The organism is Citrifermentans bremense (genome assembly GCF_014218275.1).
GTDB lineage: Bacteria > Desulfobacterota > Desulfuromonadia > Geobacterales > Geobacteraceae > Geomonas > Geomonas pelophila.
Window position 1 is genome coordinate 2,825,640 of record NZ_AP023213.1, and the last position, 16,953, is coordinate 2,842,592.

Sequence of the window (16,953 nt, forward strand, 5' to 3'; positions counted from 1 at the left end):
GTCGATAGTTTGCTGCTGCTAGATTCCCAAGCCGCCGTTGACAACGCCGGTTTCCAGTTCCGAGATGATGTCCCCCCACTTCTGCGCCCAGCTCGACAGCGCCTCGCGGCTAAGCGGTCTCGGGCGGCGCGACTCCATCCCTCTCACCAGGCTCCGGGCCAGTTTGCGGTAGGCGAAGGAAACATGGGAAAAGGGCGCGGACTGCAGGAGCGTCTGGCTGTAGAAGTCGCTCACCGAAACCATGATGGAGCGGGGGACGGTGGCAGAAATGACGGCTGCGGTCTGGCTGGCGAAGTCGGAGACGATCGCCTCGTACAGGGGCCCGGAGAGGTTGTTCGCCACCACCCCGCCGAAGCGGCACTCGGCTGCGGCAATGGTATTGAACCAGGCGAAGAGATCGTTCACCGCCTGCAGCGCGCACATGTCCGCCGAGGTCACGGCCAGAAGGCGTGACAGCCCCTCGATTCCGGCCGGGAGCTTGAAGCTTCCTGCCGGCTCACCTGCGGTATCGTGCAATACGTACTCCGGGTCGTAGCCGGCGATCAGCGGATGGGTGAGGATGTCGTTTTCCGTGGCTGCTCCGGACTTCAAGGCCGTCCCCAGCTCCAGGCAGAGTGCCCCCGCGTGCCCAAGCGCGTAAAGCGGCGCCTCCTCCCCCAGCCATCCCGGCAGTGGGATGAGATCGTTTCCACCGCGCAGGACGCTGGTCGAACTCCAGTGGCTGTCGTATCCGACCAGAAGCACCCGCTTCCCGGTCTCAGCCAAAGCGGCGCTCAGGTTGGCCGCGGTAGTCGACTTGCCGACCCCGCTTTTACCCGCGATTACCAGATGTTCCACAGCCACGGCGCACCTCCTTTCAATAGCGCATAAAAAAGGCCAGGCATAACCGCGGTAATTGGTTACAGCCTGGCCTCCAGTTTGTCTGGTCAGCTCGACAGGTAATTTTTGGATGTGGTGCTAGATCCTGATCTTCTCGCTTTTGTCCAGCTGTATGACCTTGCCATCCTGTATGACCAGGGTCACCGTCCCGAAACGGATGTCCCTGAGCGCCAGGCGGATCTTTTGCTCGAGATCGGTGTTCCACTTTCCACTTGGTTCTGGTGTCGTCGCCATGCCCCCTCCAGGAACCTGCATGAACCGGGTGATCCCGGTTACTTGCCGCCCGAGTAGATCTGGTCGAAGACGCCGCCATCGGCAAAGTGCGTCTTCTGGGCCTTGCGCCAGCCTCCGAAGGTGTCATCGATGGTCAACAGCTTCACTTTCGGGAACACCTTGGCGTACTTGGCGGCTACCTTCTTGTCGCGCGGGCGGTAATAATGCCTCGCAGCGATCTCCTGGCCTTCCGGAGAGTAGAGGTATTTCAGGTATTCCTCGGCAAGCTTGCGGGTCCCTTTCCTGTCGACCACCTTGTCGACCAAGGTCACGGGCGGCTCGGCGAGGATACTGAGCGAAGGGACTACGATCTCGAATTTGTCTCTCCCCAACTCGTTCACCGCAAGAAAAGCCTCATTTTCCCAGGCCAGGAGCACATCCCCCTGCCCGCGCTGCACGAACGTCGTGGTGGAACCGCGGGCGCCGGAATCCAGAATCGGCACATGCTTGAACAACTCGGACACGAACGCCTTGGCTTTCGCTTCATTGCCTCCTTTTTGCTTCAGTGCGTAGCCCCAGGCGGCCAGGTAGTTCCAGCGCGCGCCACCGGAGGTTTTCGGGTTGGGAGTTATGACGGAAACGCCAGGCTTGATCAAATCATTCCAGTCCTTGATATGCTTCGGGTTTCCTTTGCGCACCAGGAATACGATGGTCGAGGTGTAGGGAGAGCTGTTGTTGGGGAGTCTTTTCTGCCAGTTGGCCGGGATCAGTTTTGCCTTGTCGCTGATCTCGTCGATGTCGTAGGCAAGGGCCAGGGTGACGACGTCGGCTTCCAGGCCGTCGATGACCGCTCGCGCCTGTTTTCCAGAGCCGCCGTGGGACTGTTTGAAGGTGACCTTTTGCCCCGACTTCCTGGCGAAAGCCTTGTTGAAGTCCTGGTACAGCTCCCGGGTCGGGTCGTAGGAAACGTTGAGGAATTCCTGGGCTGCGAAGGCCGTCAGCGGCAATGCAGCCACCAACAGGGTGAGTAATGCGGTGCGAATTGTCTGTTTCATGTGCTCCTCCTTTTAATGTTAAATCTACCAACTTCATAGACTAATGAGTTAAAAACAAGCGGCATTGTCAAGTGACGCCGCCGGCTTAACTCTACGGTGTCGGTAGACTAATATACCCTACCCGCACTGTCAACAGTTTTTATTTCATACCAAAAAATTGTGCACCAAAATGATGGTGTTTGAGAAATTCTTTCTCTCCCTCCCCCCCAAAAAATCCTCTGTCTGTCACACGCGTAGCAGCCGAAGCTGCCAGCCATCTACGCCTTTTCGTCAGCGTGTATCACCGGTTCAGGTAGATTTAGGCAAACTGTAACGGCGCTGTAACATTCGTGGCGCATGGTAAGGCCCATGACAAATACGAGCAAACAGTAAGGCGGCTCTCCTCCGCCTGTTGTTAGCCCGGCGAACTTCCCATCGATGTTGCTCGTCGGTCCGCTCCCGGAGGCTAAGCTTGGAAACCGAATTACCCAGCCCCTGTTACCCAGGCGCAACGGAGACGACTTTGGAATCGGCAGAAAAAAAACAGGAACCGGCACAGGCCAAAACGCTGAACGGGGACTCGGTCTTTCGTTACCTGACCACCAGTTTCGCTTTCAGCATCATCGTGATCCTGGCCCTCATGCTCTACGAGATGGCCGGCGAGAGCATGCCCGCCCTCAAGGCGTTCGGCTGGAAGTTCGTGACCTCGACCGAGTGGGACGCGGTCCAGGGAATTTTCGGGGCGCTCCCCTACCTCTACGGCTCCGTGCTGTCGTCGGTCCTGGCGCTCGCCCTCGCAACCCCCTTGAGCATCGGCGCGGCCCTCTTCATCACCGAGATAGCGCCGTCGCGCTTAGGCGCCCTCGTTGCGCCCCTGGTGGAACTGTTGGCGGCGATACCGTCGGTCATCTACGGGCTTTGGGGGGTGCTGGTCATGGCGCCCTGGCTCCAGTCCACGGTCCAGCCCTTCCTCATCGAGCATTTCGGATTCATCCCGCTCTTTGAAGGAGCGCCCTACGGGGTCAGCATGCTGGCCGCGATCTTCATCCTGATGATCATGGTGGTGCCGATCATCACCTCCATTACCCGCGAGGTGCTCCTGGCCGTGCCGCAGAGCCAGAAGGAGGCGGCGATAGCGCTCGGCGCTACCCGCTGGGAAACGATCAAGATCGCCATCCTCCCCTACGGCAAATCCGGCATCCTTGGCGCCTCCATCCTCGGCCTCGGTCGGGCCATCGGCGAGACCATGGCGGTCACCATGGTGATCGGAAACGCCCCCAACATCTCGCTGTCGCTCCTCTCCCCCGCCTACACCATGCCGAGCGTAATCGCCAACGAGTTCGCAGAGACCACCTCGAAGCTGCACGCCTCGGCGCTGATGGAAATCGGCCTGATCCTGATGGTGGTAACCCTGGTGGTGAACGCGCTGGCGAGGCTCTTGATCTGGAGCGTATCCAGAAGCGCCAAGGGAGGTGCGGCATGATGCACGGCATGGTGTTCCGCAAAGCCAAGAACCACCTGATGAGCTTCGTCATGCTCGCCTGCACGCTGGCCGTGCTCATCCCGCTCGGGCTCATCTTCTTCCACATCGTGAAAATGGGAATCAGCTCGCTCTCGCTCGACTTCTTCACCCACATCCCGGCGCCGACCGGCGAACCGGGCGGGGGGATGGCCAACGGCATGTTCGGCTCGCTGGTGATGATCGGCGGTGCCTCCCTTATCGGCCTTCCCATCGGCATCCTGGGGGCAATTTACCTTTCCGAATTCGGCGGCTCCAAGGTCTCCACGGTGATCAGGTTCGCGGCCGACGTCCTCTCCGGCACCCCGTCCATCATCACCGGCATGGTCGCCTACACGCTTTTGGTAGTGCCGATGAAGGGGTTCTCCGGTTTGGCAGGCTCGGTGGCTCTGGCCATGATCATGATCCCGATAGTGCTGCGCACCACGGAAGAGCAACTGAAGATGGTCCCGGGGTCGCTGCGGGAGGCTTCTCTCGCGCTGGGTGTCCCCTTCTGGCGCACGAGCCTCAAGGTGACCCTGAGAAGCGCCATGTCCGGCGTCCTCACCGGGATCCTCCTGGCGGTCGCGAGGATCGCCGGGGAGACAGCGCCGCTTCTCTTCACCGCGCTGGGTAACCAGTTCTGGAGCAAGAACGTGCTTCAGCCGATGGCCGCCCTGCCCCTGCAGATCTTCAGCTTCGCGATCGCGCCCTACGAGGACTGGCACAAGCTCGCCTGGGCCGGGGCTCTGGTGCTCGTCACCGTCATGTTCGCCCTGAGCCTCACCGCCCGCTATTTCGGCAGGAGCAGGCACGCTAGATAGGTTAACTTACTGGAACTAGAGATTTAAAAAAGAGGGAACGATGAACAACAAGGTACAACTCGAACAGGTCAACATACATTTCGGCAAGACCCACGCGGTGCGGGATATCAGCATGAACTTCCCCCAGAACAGCGTCACGGCCATCATCGGACCGTCCGGCTGCGGGAAATCCACACTGCTTAGATCGATGAACAGGATGCACGACCTGGTCCCTTCGGCGCGGGTGACCGGCAAGATCCTCGTCGACAACGGCGACATCTACGACAGGGGCGTGGACCCGGTAGCCGTGAGGCGCCGAGTGGGGATGGTGTTCCAGAAGCCGAACCCGTTCCCTGCCATGTCGATCTACGACAACGTCATCGCGGGGTACAAGTTGAACGGCCGCCTCCCCCGCGAAGAGGCCGACGAGATCGTGGAAAGCTGCCTGAAACGTGTGGCCCTGTGGGACGAGGTTAAGGACCGGCTGAAAAGCAACGCCATGATGCTCTCCGGCGGCCAGCAGCAGCGCCTGTGCATCGCCCGCACCGTCGCGGTTAAGCCGGAGGTGATCCTGATGGACGAGCCCGCCTCCGCCCTGGACCCCATCTCGACGCTGAAAATCGAGGAACTGATCGAGGAGCTGAAGGAGCGCTACACCATCATCATCGTCACCCACAACATGCAGCAGGCGGCCCGCGTATCCGACTACACGGCGTTTCTGTACATGGGGGACCTCGTCGAGTGCGGCGAGACCAAGAAGATCTTCACCACCCCCGAGGAAAAGCGGACCGAAGACTACATCACCGGCCGCTTCGGTTAACAGCTGCCAGAACCTGCGCCCCCTCTCCCACTTTGAGAGGATTTGGGGAGGGGGTTGGGGTGAGGGAGACAGTGTTATCACCGCGACAGTATTGGAAATAACTTAATTGAGTACCGGAGAAATATATGGAGAGAGAGCACTTCAGCAAGCAGTTTGACACCGAGCTGAACGAGATAAGGGAAAGGCTTCTTGAGATGGGGGGCAAGGTAGAGGTTATGATCGGCAACGCCATGCAGTCCCTGGTGGAGAGGGACACGGAGCTAGCCGAGCGGACCATCGCCTTCGACCACGAGATAAACGCGCTGGAGATGGTGATCGACGAGAAGTGCCTGGAGGTGCTGGCGCGCAGGCAGCCTGCGGCGCGCGACCTGCGCTTCATCACGCTGGCGCTTAAAATCGTCACCGACCTGGAGCGGATCGGAGACCAGTGCGCCAACATCTGCAAGCGGGCACGGGAACTGAACCAGGAGCCGTCGCTCAAGCCCTACATCGACCTGCCGCGCATGGCGCAGGCCGCCTCCAACATGGTCACCAAGGCGCTGGATGCCTTCGTCCGCGGCGATGACGACCTGGCGATCAAGGTATGCGAAGACGACCAGTGCGTCGACGAACTGAACGAACAGATCCAGCGCGAGCTTTTGACCTTCATGATGGGGGATCCCAAGACCATCAGCCGCGCCATGAAGATCATCCAGGTCTCCAAGTGCCTGGAGCGCATCGCCGACCACGCCACGAACATCGCCGAAATGGTGATCTTCATGGTCAAGGGAAAGGACATCCGTCACACCATCGCCTGAGCCTGCACTTGCCCATTCACACAAAAAAAGACAGGGACGCCGCTTCGGTCCCTGTCTTTTTCGTTCGCGGTTGAGGTCCTAAGGTCAGCCTTGGGAACGCACCCAAAGCTCCCCTCCCTAGCCCTCCCCCTCCGGGGGCGGGGACTCATCAGATAACTCCCTGGCAGCGCAAATCGACGCTCAATCTCAAAAAAGAAGACCCTGTTGCCCGATGACCGAAGGCAACCGCTTCGGGGCCTTGATACGCAACTGCTTGTTGACGTTCATGCGGCCAAAGACCACCTCGATGTCGGAAACCGACACCTCGAATTCCTCCGCCAGAAACCGCACCATGTGGTCGGTGGCCCGCCCCGCGCGGGGAACTGCGGTGACGCTGATGCAGAGCTGGTGCCCCTTCGGCTTTCCAATCGCGTCCTTTTTGGCGTTCGGCGTACCGAGAACGTTGAGCACCAGCGTGTCGCCTTCCCAGAAGTAAAACGGCTTCTTCACTCTGACATCCTTTTCCTGCTGGCTACCATTTCAATCTCGATTCTTGCTCGCAGAGGCAGCGACGCGACTCCAATGGTCGTTCGTGCAGGATAAGGCCGTTGGAACCGCTTTTCGTAGACTGCGTTCATGGCTGAAAAATCGTCCATGTCGACGAGGAAAACGTTCACCTTGATGACGTTCCCTTCATCGAGGCCGGCTGCTCTAAGTACGGCAAAGAGGTTCTTGAAGCACTGCTCTGCCTGAATCGCAACGCCTCCATCCACAAGCTCGCCAGTGGCGGAATCTATCGGCGTCTGACCGGACAGGTAGATCGTGTCGCCGTCTTCCACGGCATGCGAATAAGGGCCTACGGTCACGGCATTTTCGGCGGTTATTGCTTTTCGTGACATACTACTTCCCCTTCCGTTGAACAGCGTATTTTGCGAGCAGACAATGAGTTTCGCACTATAGAGACAACTACTGCCCTTGTCAAAGGTGAAGCTAAAGCTTGTCGAAGGGACGGTACGAGTGGCGCAGACAAAAAAATCCGGGTGCAGGCTTAGAGCCGATGCACCCGGACGTTTCCAGATCCTTCTATGTCTTAAGCGTTATTTGATGGTCTTGATGGTCTTCTGAACCATCTTCACCACGCTGTCCGGAAGCGGCGCGTACAGCATCGGGGCCGCCATCTTCTGACCTTTGGTCATGCTCCAGTTCAGGAACTCTACCAGTTTCTTCCCTTTGACCGGATCCTTCTGCTTCTCGTAGACGAGCAGCCAGGTGAAGCCGACAACCGGGTAGGCGTCTTTGCCCGGCTGGTTCACCAGCGAGATGCGGTAGTCGGCGGGCATCTTCTTGAGCGCTGCTGCCGCAGCAGCGCTCGTGGACTTGATGGACGGGGCTACGAAGACGCCGGCGCCGTTTTTCAGGGAGGCGAAGGGAAGCTTGTTTTCGAAGGCGTAGGCGAGTTCGACGTAGCCAATGGAGTAAGGAGTGGTCTTGATCTGTCCGGCAACGCCTTCGTTACCCTTGCCGCCGAGCCCTATCGGCCACTTGACCGATGCGCCCTTGCCGACCCGTTTCGCCCATTCGGCATTCACGCCGCTCAGGTAGTCCGTGAAGATGCTGGTGGTGCCGCTGCCGTCAGAGCGGTGCACGACGATGATCGGCTTGGCCGGGAGGTTGATCCCTTTGTTGTCGTCGGCGATCCTGGGATCGTTCCATTTGGTGATTTTACCGAGGTAGATGTTGGCCACGTCCTCGGAGTTGAGCTTGATACCGGAGGGGACCCCGGGGAGGTTGTAGGTGACCACGACAGCGCCCATGACGGTCGGGATGTGAAGCAGCTTGCCCGGGGCCGCGCTCAGTTCCTGATCGGAGAGGAACTTGTCGCTGGCGCCGAAGTCGACGGTCTGCGCCGTGATCTGCTTGATGCCGCCGCCGCTGCCGATGGATTGGTAGTTGAACTTAACGCTTCTGTCCACTTTGGCGTACTCGCTGAACCACTTGGAGTAGAGGGGATACGGGAACGTTGCGCCCGCACCGTTAACCAGGGTTTCCGCGGATGCCTGACCGGCGGCGCCAACAGTCGCCACGAGGGCCAGAGCCATGAATGCTTTTTTTATCTTCTGAATCATTTCTTCCTCCTTTTCGGTTTTGAAGCGACTATAAGCCCGTAATGTTGCAGTAGGGTTACAACCGCCAGAAGAATTTGTGAAAATGATCCCTCCGATGCGATCGGTTCGCCCGCCCCCCCTCAGCTCATCCGGTCAGATAAGCCTCCCTGCGCCACATTTAACCGGTCTGTAACGATTCCTTCACAAACCATATGTAAAAGAAAGAGCGAACTTTCTGAAACGAAACAGTAGCCAGTCCCACTTTTTTTACCAAAGAACAACAGAGGTGCCATGCAGACCGTATTGATCATCGAAGACGAAAAAGACCTGGCCGACCTCATCGCCTTCAATCTTGAGAGAGAAGGATACCAGGCCATTGTAGCAACGAACGGATTCGAAGGGTTGGAGCAGGCAGCGACGAGCCGGCCAGACCTGATCCTTCTGGACCTCATGCTCCCCGGGATGCTTGGAACGGAGCTGTGCAAGAACATAAGGAAGTCGGAGAAGACCGCCGGCATACCGGTAATCATGCTTACAGCCAAAGGGGAAGAGATAGACAAAGTGGTCGGGTTCGAGGTGGGAGCCGACGACTACGTGGTGAAGCCGTTTTCTACAAGGGAGCTGCTACTGCGCGTGAAGGCAGTACTGAGGCGGTCGAAGAGCCGTCCCGGCGCGGCGGCGGTGTTGCAGGCAGGTCCCATCGCCATAGATGTAGAACGGCACTGCGTCCTGGTTGACGGCGAGGAGATCAGCTTCACCGGCACGGAATTCAAGCTCCTGCACACCCTGGCGCAAAGGACGGGAAGGGTCCAGAGCAGGGACGTGCTGCTGCGGGACGTCTGGGGGTACAACTTCGTGGATGACAGCCGGACCGTCGACACCCACATAACCCGCCTGCGCACCAAGCTGGGCAAGGCTGGCGACCTGATAAAAACGGTTCGAGGCTTCGGCTACAAGATTGAGGTGTGACGGTTGACGGCTGCCTCAATGCGGACAACGCGACACCGGGAAAAAATCCTTTATAATAATTTCCTTTTAACGATCCACCCCATGAGTAGAGAGCGCCCAGTCTCTCGTCCGCCGACCAGACATCTGGCAGTTGCCGTGCCAGGAGCTGTTTTCATGGAGGCCGAAGATCATGTCCACCAACTCGAACCCGCCACCGGCACAAGAGAGAGATCTAGTGGTGGTTGGTCGCAGAATACTCATAGTCGACGACAGCCCCACCCAGACGATGTTCTTGAAACAGGTACTTGTGGCACAAGGGTACGGCGTGCTGATCGCGCAGAGCGCAGAAGAAGCCCTGGAGAGAATCACCGAACTCTCCCCGGACCTGGTGATAAGCGACATCCTCATGCCCGGGATTGACGGTTTCGAGCTCTGCCGGCAAATACGCGCGCTGGACCAGATGGGCTCGCTGCCGGTCATCCTGCTGACCTACCTGAACGACCCGACCCACGTGCTGCACAGCCTAGAGGCGGGCGCCAACTACTTCATCACCAAGCCCTACAAAACGGAGTTGCTACTGTCACGAGTCGCTGCACTTCTGCACCGCGGAGAAGGGTGCTGCCAGATCCATGAAAACGGGGAGGTGGTCTGCAACTATTACGGCAGCAACTACGAGATAAAGGCGTCGAAGGCCCATGTCATCGACCTGCTGCTCGCGACGTATGAGCTCGCGTCGGAGAAGAACCAGGAAAACGAGGCGGCACAGGAAGCCCTGAGGAAGCTGAACGAGGAGCTGGAAAACAGGGTTGCCGAGCGGACCGCGAAACTCCACAACACCATTTGCGAACTGCGCCAGGAGATCGCCGAACGGGAAAACGCGGAAGAGTGCGTGCGGCGCCTGAACAGGCTCCACTCGGTTTTGTCCGAAACCAGCAAGGCGGTGGCCCACACACGGGACCGCGGCTCCCTGTTCCATGATTTCTGCAGCATCGCGGTAGACCATGGCTGTTTCAAGCTCGCCTGGGTTGGCATATTGGATGCGCCTACCGGAATAGTTGCGGTAGCAGCCGCCAGGGGAACGACGGACTACCTGGAGGACCTGACCGTGTGCCTTGACGAGGGACCTTCGGGAAACGGCCCTACCGGTATAGCGATACGGCAGGGAACCCACTACATCTGCAACGACTTCCTGGGCGACTCCGTCACGCGACCCTGGCATGAGCGCGGCGAGACCTACGGCTTCCGCGCCTCCGCGAGCATAGCGCTCAAGCAGGAGGGGCACGTCATCGGGGCACTCACCCTTTACGCCGACAAGAAGGACTACTTCGACCAGCCCCAAATCGAGCTTTTGCGACAGATGGGTGCGGACATCTCGTTTGCCTTGGGGAACATGGCGCGCGAGGAAAGGCGCCTGGAGGTGGAGCGGGCGTTACTGGAGGAAACGACCCAGAGGATGAACGAACAGGAAATGCACGAGCAGCGCATCGAGTACCTGGCACATTACGACACGGTGACGAAGCTTCCCAACCGCTTCAGCCTGATGGCCCGGCTGGGGCAGGCCCTGGAGCTCGCCAAAAGGTTCTCGAGCCGGCTCGCCGTCATCTTCATCGACCTGGACCGCTTCAAGAACATCAACGATTCCCTCGGGCACCACATCGGCGACCGTCTGCTGTTCCAGGTGGCAGGGCGCCTCCAGGACACCATCCGCAGCGCCGACATCGTGGCGAGGCTCGGTGGCGACGAGTTCGTGGTGGTGCTGCCGCTGATCAACTCAAACGTCTCCGCCGCGCACGCCGTGCGCAAGATCCAGCAGACGCTGTCGCAGGGGTACACGGTCGAGTCCCACGAGCTGAACATCACGCCGAGCATAGGCATCAGCGTTTATCCCAACGACGGGGAGACAGTCCAGGAACTGATGAAAAACGCGGACCTGGCCATGTACCACGCCAAGTCGGCGGGGCGCAACAGCTACCAGTTTTTTACCCAGGAGATGAATCTGACTGTGCAGGCGAGGCTGGTGTTGGAAAGCGATTTGAGGACGGCGCTGGAGCGGGATGAATTGACGCTGCATTACCAGCCGCAGATCGATTTGAAGAGTGGGAATGTGGTCGGGGTCGAGGCACTGTTGCGCTGGAGGCATCCGGTGCGAGGACAGGTGGCGCCGGACGTCTTCATTCCGGTTGCCGAGGATACCGGGCTCATCCTCTCCATCGGCGAATTCGCCCTAAAAAGCGCCTGTGAGCAGCTTGCCCTGTGGATCTCGCAGGGGCTTCCACCGCTGCGGATGGCGGTGAACCTCTCGGCGCGGCAGTTCAAGCAGAGCAACCTCCCGAGCCTTCTCGCCGACATCCTCGCGGTGACCGGCGTCGCCGCGCACCTTTTGGAACTGGAGATCACCGAGAGCTCGGCCATGGACGATCCTAACTCCGCCATTTTGCATCTGCGCACGCTGAGGGAGATGGGGGTGGAGCTTGCCATCGACGATTTCGGGACCGGCTATTCTTCCCTTAGCTACTTGAAGCTCTTCCCGGTAAACAGGCTGAAGATCGACCGTTCCTTCGTGCGCGGCATCGACACCGACTCCGAAGACGCCGAGATTGCAGCCGCCACCATCGCCCTGGCCCACAACCTGGGAAAGGAGGTGGTCGCGGAAGGGGTGGAAACGGAAGCGCAGTGCAGGTTCCTTGAGGGGCAGCAGTGCGACATCCTGCAGGGTTACTTCTTCAGCAAGCCACTCTCCGCCGCCGGCATCGCCTCCTACCTCGCTGCGAACCGGCGCCCCCCCACCTTGATGAACTGATCCCCTGGGTTTTAGAGCATGTAGTCGGTGGAGAGGAAATGCGACTTCCTCTCCCTGACGATGCTGGTGATGATCTCGCGGTTGGCGTCAGTCTCCCGCGCCGCCACCACGATCCTGATGGAGAAGACCCTCAGCGCATCTGCCACCGACTGCGTCCCCTCGGCCGAATTCTTCCTGCCGTTGAAGGGGAAGCTGTCCGGGCTTCTCTGGCACTTGCTGTTGATGTTGATGCGGCAGACCTGGTTAACCAGTGCATCGATCAACTGCGCCAGGAGTTCGTCGTCCTGCCCGAAGATACTCGCCTGCTGCCCGTAGTTGGAATTGACCACGTAGTCGATGGTCTCCTTGATGTCGTCATAGACCACCACAGGGACCACCGGGCCGAACTGCTCCTCGTGATAGACCCGCATCTCGGGCGTCACCGGGTACAAGAGCGCCGGGAAGAAGAAGGAACCGCACCTGGCGCCCCCCCCTTCGTTGACCACCTGCGCCCCGTGCGCCTTGGCATCGGTCAAAAGACCTTCCAGGTATTCCGGCTTTTCCGGCTCGGGGAGCGCCGTGATCGCCACCCCTTCCTGCCAGGGGACCCCACAGGGAAGAGCCGCTATTCCGGCCGCCATCCCCCTGATGAAGTCATCCGCTATGCTCCTGTGCACGAAGATGATCTTCAGCGCGGTGCAGCGCTGGCCGTTGAAGCTCAGCGCCCCCGACAGGCATTCTTCGACAGCAAGTTCCAGGTCCGCATCGGGAAGGATTATGGCGGGATTCTTGGCGTCGAGCCCCAGCACGCAGCGGAGCCGGTGCGGGCGCGGGTGGATGGCGCGCAGCGCGTCGGCAACCTTGTGGGTGCCGATGAAGCCGAGCACGTCGACACGCCCCGACGCCATCAACGGCGGCAATACTTCTTCGCCGTCGCCGTACACCGTGTTCACCACTCCGGGGGGGAAGCAGTCGCGGAAAGCCTCCAGAAGCGGCGCGAAAAGCAGGATGCCGAAGCGCGGCGGCTTCAGCAGGATGGTGTTCCCCATGACCAGCGCGGGGATTAGGGTAGTGAAGGTCTCGTAGAGCGGGAAGTTGTAGGGCCCCATGCAGAGCACCACCCCGAGCGGGGCGCGGCGGATCTGCCCTATGATCCCCTGCTGGATGACGAAGCGAGAGGAGACACGGTCCAGCTCCTTGAGCGCCTCGACGGTGTCGCGGATGTAGGCTATGGCGCGGTCGAACTCCGCCTGCGCCTCCTTGAGCGACTTCCCTATCTCCCACATCAAGAGCTTCACCACCTCGTCGCGCTTTTCCTGCACGCAGCGGCTGAAGCGGGTGATGCACTGGATCCTCTCTCCGACCGACATGGTGGGCCAGGTGCCCCTGCCGTTATGGTAGGCGCTGACCGCGACATCTAACGCTTCCATCGCCGCCTCGACCGATAAGAGGGGCGCCTCCCCTACCCGCTCGTTCTCAAGCTTTCCGGCGTATTTCACCTGGACCGGCGAGACCACCTCCTGCAGCGGCCCGTCCCAGCGTCTCAGTTCGCCGTTGATCAGGTAGAAGTCCTGGCGGTTAGGGGGATCGATGCGGTAGGGAGCGGGAATCTCTTCATGCGACGGGGAAAAGCAGGCGATCTTGTTCTTCACGTTTTTCTTCCTTACTGGCAGCGATCCGGCGCAACGACGCGGTTTTGCTCACTACCGCAGTTCGGCGCAGGCTTCACATTGGGTGGGATAACTTTGAAGCTATACGCCAACACGAGCCGAGCGTCAACCTGTTAATGAACAAGTACAGCAGCGAGTGGTTGCTCCAGGTAATCCCCCCTCCCAGCCTCCTCCCTTCAGGGGGAGGTGATCGGGATCTGCAGCGGTTGAGTTCCCCCCTCCAGGGGGAGGAGCAAAAGCGGTCCGATGCAAAGATATGCGCCCGACGGTTCCTGCCCCCGGAGGGGGGGCAAAGGTCATCGCACGTTCCCGCCCCCGGAGGGGGAGGGTCAGGGAGGGGGATTTCAAGCCACCCATTCTGGATTTTGATACTGTGACAAAAAGCGGGTTCTGTCATGCCTAATCCGTCAGCGACATAGAAAACACGTACTCCAGTATCGGCCCCAAGCTTTGCCTGCTGCTGCATTTGCGCATCCAGTTACACCTTGTATACTGCTACCATTCTTGCTTGCTATGCCTGTATTTCAGGTGAACTAAGACCATAACAGGAGACAGAAGATGGGATCAAAGGGACGCGAAATTGTCGGAATGGACGTGGAGGAACTGCTGGGCCTTTTGCAGCGCGCCTACAGTGACGAGTGGTTAGCCTATTACCAGTACTGGCTCGGCGCCAAGGTGGTGAAGGGGCCGATGAAGGACGCGGTGGGCGCGGAACTCCTGGTCCATGCCACCGAGGAGCTGGCGCACGCGGACCTCGTGGCGATGCGCATCATCCAGCTCGGCGGCACGCCGGTGACCCGCCCGGAAGACTGGTACAAGTTCACCAACTGCGGCTACGACGCCCCCGACGACCCGTTCGTAAAGACCCTGCTGGAGCAGAACATCAAGGGAGAGCAGTGCGCGATCGGGGTCTACAAGAGGCTCTTGGACCTCACCCGGGAGAAGGACCCGGTGACCTACAACATGGTGCTCACCATCCTGCAGCAGGAGGTCGAGCATGAAGAGGACCTGCAGGCGCTGCTGGAGGATTACGAACTTCTGGTGAACGCGCTGAAGGGATAACGCCGAAAGCACAACTACTGAAGGCCCGGAAGCGACCGCCTGCGCTCCGGGCCTTTTTTGTTTGAGCTCCGGGCGGATTGACTGAAACGGCGGCGACATCAGTATGGCAGGATCTGCTGGTCCATTGTCCTTGAACCTCAACTGACCTTGTGCAATTATCCCCCCATGAAAAAGCCAACCAACATATCGGGCGCAGAGAGTACCCGGCGGCGCAGGATCGCGATAGCGGCATACCAGGGTGCCGAACTTCTCGATGTCACCGGCCCCATTGAGGTCTTTAACCTGCTGAACCGCTGCGTCGGAGAGGAAGAGGGCCGGAAGTGCGGCTACGAGGTGCTGCTGCTGGCGGAACATGCGGGTCCTTTTTCTACCTCTGCGGGGATAACGATGGTGGCGGACCTCGCCTGGCAGGAGCTTCAGGCTGAGACGGACACGGTCTTTGTGCCGGGGAGCCCGGATGGAGCCCTGGCGGCGGCACTCGAAAATGAAACTCTGCTGGAATGGCTGCGATCAACGCCAACCTTCTCCAGGCGCGTGGCATCGGTCTGCACCGGCGCCTTTCTCCTCGCCGAGGCTGGATTGCTCGATGGCCGTCGCGCCACCACCCACTGGATGGACCTGGAGCGGCTGGCCAGGGAATACCCGCAGGTCGTGGTAGAACAGGATGCCATCTACACGAGGGATGCACACATCGCCACCTCGGCCGGGGTCACCGCGGGAATGGACCTCGCGCTGGCTCTGGTCGAGGAGGATTTCGGCAGGAAGATGGCGCTGACGGTGGCCCGGCGTATGGTCATGTTCCTGAAGCGGCCGGGGGGGCAGGCCCAGTTCAGCACCCAGTTACGCGCCCAGATGGTGGAAGGGGGACAGCTCGGCCCCCTGCTCACCTGGCTCAGGGAGAACCACTGCGGGAAGGTGACTGTGGAAGAGCTGGCCGGGCGCGCTGCCATGAGCCCGCGCAATTTCGCCAGGGTATTCCTGCGGGAAACGGGGAAGACACCGGCCAAGTACCTGGATCAACTGCGCCTGGAGCGCTCGATAAGCCTGATGGAGGATAACGCGCTATCCCTGGACCGGGTCGCCGCAGAGAGCGGGTTCACCTGTGCCGAACAGATGAGGCGCGTCTTTATCCGCGAGATGGGGGTCACCCCACTCGCCTACCGGACGAGGTTTTGAGAGGAGGAGGTCACATGAAGTACCTGCTCTGCAAGGGAGAACTGCTGGCATTCAAGGCAGGCGCCGCCGTCGAGGCGCTTATAGTCACCTCGGGAGAGGCATGGGTTACCAATGCTGAGGACACGCAGGACCACTGCCTGCAGCAAGGCGACAGGCTGGCGGTGGGCAAGGGGCAGAGGGTCGTGGTGGAAGCGCTGCAGCAGACCGAACTCACTCTCCTTCTCAGGAAATCCCGTGGCAACATCCGCATCACCCTCGCCTGCCCGCGCGAGGTACCGGCATAAGGGTCACCGAAGCGAAGTAGCTCCCCCTCCCTTCGAGGCGAGATCGGGGTCGGGATTGCTTCTCTTAAGCGGCCAGCTGATGATAACCACGCCCAGGATGCAGACCGCTATCCCCAAAAGCCTGAACCAGCGAATCTCGTCCCCCAGAAACCAGTAGGCCAAGAGCAACACCAGGGCGGATTGGCATCCGATGATAGCCAACGCATAGCCGGCGTTGGCGCTGGAAGAGGACGGATCCGAGTTCCATTGTCTTTTGCCCAATCATAAACAGACGACGCAGGAAAAAGAAAAGGCACGCTCTGTTGCGTGCCTTCAAAATGTCTCTTGTTTAGCTCCCTATTTGAATAGGGTATGTTCCAGCAGGATCTTGAGGCCTATGGCGCAGAGCACCAACCCGCCGCAGATCTCCACGCGCTTGCCCCAGCTTTCTCCCAGGCGCCGCCCCAAAAGCATCCCGACCACGGTGAGAACACCGGCCACAAGGCCGATGACCGCGGCGGGGAGCCAGACGCTTACCCCCAGCATCGCGATACTCAACCCGACGGCGAAGGCGTCGATGCTGGTGGCGACAGACAGCATCACCATGGTCATCCCCTTCGTCGGGTCGGAGGGGGGCTTCTCCTCGTCGTCCTCTTCGAACGCCTCGTGCACCATCCTACCGCCGACGTAGGCCAGGAGGCCGAAAGCGATCCAGTGGTCATAGGCGGAGATCCATTTTTGTACCGTCAAGCCGAGGAGCCAGCCTCCAACGGGCATCAACGCCTGGAACAGCCCGAAATGAAAGCCAAGGCGGAACAGGTGGCGCCCCGTGATAGGGCTGATTACTGCCCCTGCGGCCAAGGCTACGGCGAAAGCATCCATGGCCAAGGCCACGGAGATACCCAATATGGTCAACCAATCCATCCA

18 protein-coding genes are annotated in these 16,953 nt (G+C 59.9%); 9 read left to right on the forward strand and 9 right to left on the reverse strand.

Going from position 1 to position 16,953, the window contains the following annotated elements:
• Positions 1-18: 18 nt before the first annotated feature.
• The 3 genes from GEOBRER4_RS12390 to GEOBRER4_RS12400 all read right to left on the reverse strand — a co-directional run bounded on the left by GEOBRER4_RS12390 (position 19) and on the right by GEOBRER4_RS12400 (position 2,147).
• Positions 19-843 carry a nucleotide-binding protein gene (locus GEOBRER4_RS12390; protein WP_185242558.1) on the reverse strand — a complete coding sequence of 275 codons (825 nt, stop codon included), beginning with the start codon at positions 841-843 and terminating at the stop codon, positions 19-21.
• Between the two features lie 114 nt (positions 844-957).
• Positions 958-1,113, reverse strand: a complete 156-nt coding sequence (locus GEOBRER4_RS12395) for a YezD family protein (RefSeq protein WP_185242559.1) — start codon at positions 1,111-1,113, stop codon at positions 958-960.
• Between the two features lie 38 nt (positions 1,114-1,151).
• A complete protein-coding gene (locus GEOBRER4_RS12400) occupies positions 1,152-2,147 on the reverse strand; it encodes a sulfate ABC transporter substrate-binding protein (RefSeq protein ID WP_185242560.1) in 996 nt (331 codons plus the stop codon).
• Between the two features lie 451 nt (positions 2,148-2,598).
• Between GEOBRER4_RS12400 and pstC the strand changes: the two genes are divergently transcribed.
• The 4 genes from pstC to phoU all read left to right on the forward strand — a co-directional run bounded on the left by pstC (position 2,599) and on the right by phoU (position 6,044).
• Positions 2,599-3,609, forward strand: a complete 1,011-nt coding sequence (pstC, locus tag GEOBRER4_RS12405; protein WP_185242561.1) for a phosphate ABC transporter permease subunit PstC — start codon at positions 2,599-2,601, stop codon at positions 3,607-3,609.
• Positions 3,606-4,448, forward strand: coding sequence for a phosphate ABC transporter permease PstA (gene pstA / locus GEOBRER4_RS12410; protein ID WP_185242562.1), 843 nt, complete (start codon positions 3,606-3,608; stop codon positions 4,446-4,448). The genes pstC and pstA overlap by 4 nt, the downstream gene beginning before the upstream one ends.
• 40 nt (positions 4,449-4,488) lie before the next feature.
• Positions 4,489-5,247 (forward strand): phosphate ABC transporter ATP-binding protein PstB, encoded by a 759-nt coding sequence (pstB, locus tag GEOBRER4_RS12415; RefSeq protein ID WP_185242563.1) that lies wholly within the window; start codon positions 4,489-4,491, stop codon positions 5,245-5,247.
• Between the two features lie 125 nt (positions 5,248-5,372).
• Positions 5,373-6,044: a phosphate signaling complex protein PhoU gene (phoU, locus tag GEOBRER4_RS12420; protein ID WP_185242564.1), complete on the forward strand. Its 672-nt coding sequence runs from the start codon at positions 5,373-5,375 to the stop codon at positions 6,042-6,044.
• 186 nt (positions 6,045-6,230) lie between these two features.
• On the opposite strand, the gene GEOBRER4_RS12425 is transcribed toward phoU, so the two are convergent.
• The 3 genes from GEOBRER4_RS12425 to pstS form a co-directional block, all read right to left on the reverse strand.
• Entirely contained in the window at positions 6,231-6,533 is a 303-nt protein-coding gene (locus GEOBRER4_RS12425) for a DUF167 domain-containing protein (protein ID WP_185242565.1), read from the reverse strand.
• On the reverse strand, positions 6,530-6,922 hold the full coding sequence (locus GEOBRER4_RS12430; RefSeq protein WP_185242566.1) for a RidA family protein: 393 nt from the start codon (positions 6,920-6,922) through the stop codon (positions 6,530-6,532). The genes GEOBRER4_RS12425 and GEOBRER4_RS12430 overlap by 4 nt, the downstream gene beginning before the upstream one ends.
• A 198-nt stretch (positions 6,923-7,120) precedes the next feature.
• A complete protein-coding gene (pstS, locus tag GEOBRER4_RS12435; protein WP_185242567.1) occupies positions 7,121-8,149 on the reverse strand; it encodes a phosphate ABC transporter substrate-binding protein PstS in 1,029 nt (342 codons plus the stop codon).
• Positions 8,150-8,419: 270 nt separating this feature from the next.
• Between pstS and GEOBRER4_RS12440 the strand changes: the two genes are divergently transcribed.
• Positions 8,420-9,097 (forward strand): response regulator, encoded by a 678-nt coding sequence (locus GEOBRER4_RS12440; RefSeq protein WP_185242568.1) that lies wholly within the window; start codon positions 8,420-8,422, stop codon positions 9,095-9,097.
• Between the two features lie 169 nt (positions 9,098-9,266).
• Positions 9,267-11,876, forward strand: coding sequence for an EAL domain-containing protein (locus GEOBRER4_RS12445; RefSeq protein WP_185242569.1), 2,610 nt, complete (start codon positions 9,267-9,269; stop codon positions 11,874-11,876).
• An 11-nt stretch (positions 11,877-11,887) separates the two neighbouring features.
• On the opposite strand, the gene GEOBRER4_RS12450 is transcribed toward GEOBRER4_RS12445, so the two are convergent.
• Positions 11,888-13,507 (reverse strand): NADP-dependent glyceraldehyde-3-phosphate dehydrogenase, encoded by a 1,620-nt coding sequence (locus tag GEOBRER4_RS12450; protein ID WP_185242570.1) that lies wholly within the window; start codon positions 13,505-13,507, stop codon positions 11,888-11,890.
• 576 nt (positions 13,508-14,083) lie between these two features.
• On the opposite strand from GEOBRER4_RS12450, the gene GEOBRER4_RS12455 reads away from it, so the two are divergent.
• The 3 genes from GEOBRER4_RS12455 (at position 14,084) to GEOBRER4_RS12465 (ending at position 16,047) form a co-directional block, all read left to right on the forward strand.
• Complete coding sequence (locus tag GEOBRER4_RS12455) at positions 14,084-14,587, forward strand: ferritin-like domain-containing protein (RefSeq protein WP_085812315.1); 504 nt, start codon at positions 14,084-14,086, stop codon at positions 14,585-14,587.
• A 165-nt stretch (positions 14,588-14,752) separates the two neighbouring features.
• A complete protein-coding gene (locus GEOBRER4_RS12460) occupies positions 14,753-15,763 on the forward strand; it encodes a GlxA family transcriptional regulator (protein ID WP_185242571.1) in 1,011 nt (336 codons plus the stop codon).
• 14 nt (positions 15,764-15,777) lie between these two features.
• A complete protein-coding gene (locus GEOBRER4_RS12465) occupies positions 15,778-16,047 on the forward strand; it encodes a DUF2917 domain-containing protein (protein WP_185242572.1) in 270 nt (89 codons plus the stop codon).
• A gap of 3 nt (positions 16,048-16,050) precedes the next feature.
• Here the strand turns inward: GEOBRER4_RS12465 and GEOBRER4_RS12470 are convergent, their stop codons facing one another.
• Entirely contained in the window at positions 16,051-16,308 is a 258-nt protein-coding gene (locus GEOBRER4_RS12470; protein ID WP_226377780.1) for an EamA family transporter, read from the reverse strand.
• 75 nt (positions 16,309-16,383) lie between these two features.
• Positions 16,384-16,950, reverse strand: a complete 567-nt coding sequence (locus GEOBRER4_RS12475) for a manganese efflux pump MntP (RefSeq protein ID WP_185242573.1) — start codon at positions 16,948-16,950, stop codon at positions 16,384-16,386.
• Positions 16,951-16,953: the final 3 nt, after the last annotated feature.

Coding starts and splice junctions, on each gene's coding strand:
- GEOBRER4_RS12395 (WP_185242559.1), bottom strand. CDS start 1,113: ATGGCGACGACACCAGAACCAAGTGGAAAGTGGAACACCGATCTCGAG.
- GEOBRER4_RS12400 (WP_185242560.1), bottom strand. CDS start 2,147: ATGAAACAGACAATTCGCACCGCATTACTCACCCTGTTGGTGGCTGCA.
- pstA (WP_185242562.1), top strand. CDS start 3,606: ATGATGCACGGCATGGTGTTCCGCAAAGCCAAGAACCACCTGATGAGC.
- pstB (WP_185242563.1), top strand. CDS start 4,489: ATGAACAACAAGGTACAACTCGAACAGGTCAACATACATTTCGGCAAG.
- phoU (WP_185242564.1), top strand. CDS start 5,373: ATGGAGAGAGAGCACTTCAGCAAGCAGTTTGACACCGAGCTGAACGAG.
- GEOBRER4_RS12430 (WP_185242566.1), bottom strand. CDS start 6,922: ATGTCACGAAAAGCAATAACCGCCGAAAATGCCGTGACCGTAGGCCCT.
- pstS (WP_185242567.1), bottom strand. CDS start 8,149: ATGATTCAGAAGATAAAAAAAGCATTCATGGCTCTGGCCCTCGTGGCG.
- GEOBRER4_RS12440 (WP_185242568.1), top strand. CDS start 8,420: ATGCAGACCGTATTGATCATCGAAGACGAAAAAGACCTGGCCGACCTC.
- GEOBRER4_RS12445 (WP_185242569.1), top strand. CDS start 9,267: ATGTCCACCAACTCGAACCCGCCACCGGCACAAGAGAGAGATCTAGTG.
- GEOBRER4_RS12455 (WP_085812315.1), top strand. CDS start 14,084: ATGGGATCAAAGGGACGCGAAATTGTCGGAATGGACGTGGAGGAACTG.
- GEOBRER4_RS12460 (WP_185242571.1), top strand. CDS start 14,753: ATGAAAAAGCCAACCAACATATCGGGCGCAGAGAGTACCCGGCGGCGC.
- GEOBRER4_RS12465 (WP_185242572.1), top strand. CDS start 15,778: ATGAAGTACCTGCTCTGCAAGGGAGAACTGCTGGCATTCAAGGCAGGC.
- GEOBRER4_RS12475 (WP_185242573.1), bottom strand. CDS start 16,950: ATGGATTGGTTGACCATATTGGGTATCTCCGTGGCCTTGGCCATGGAT.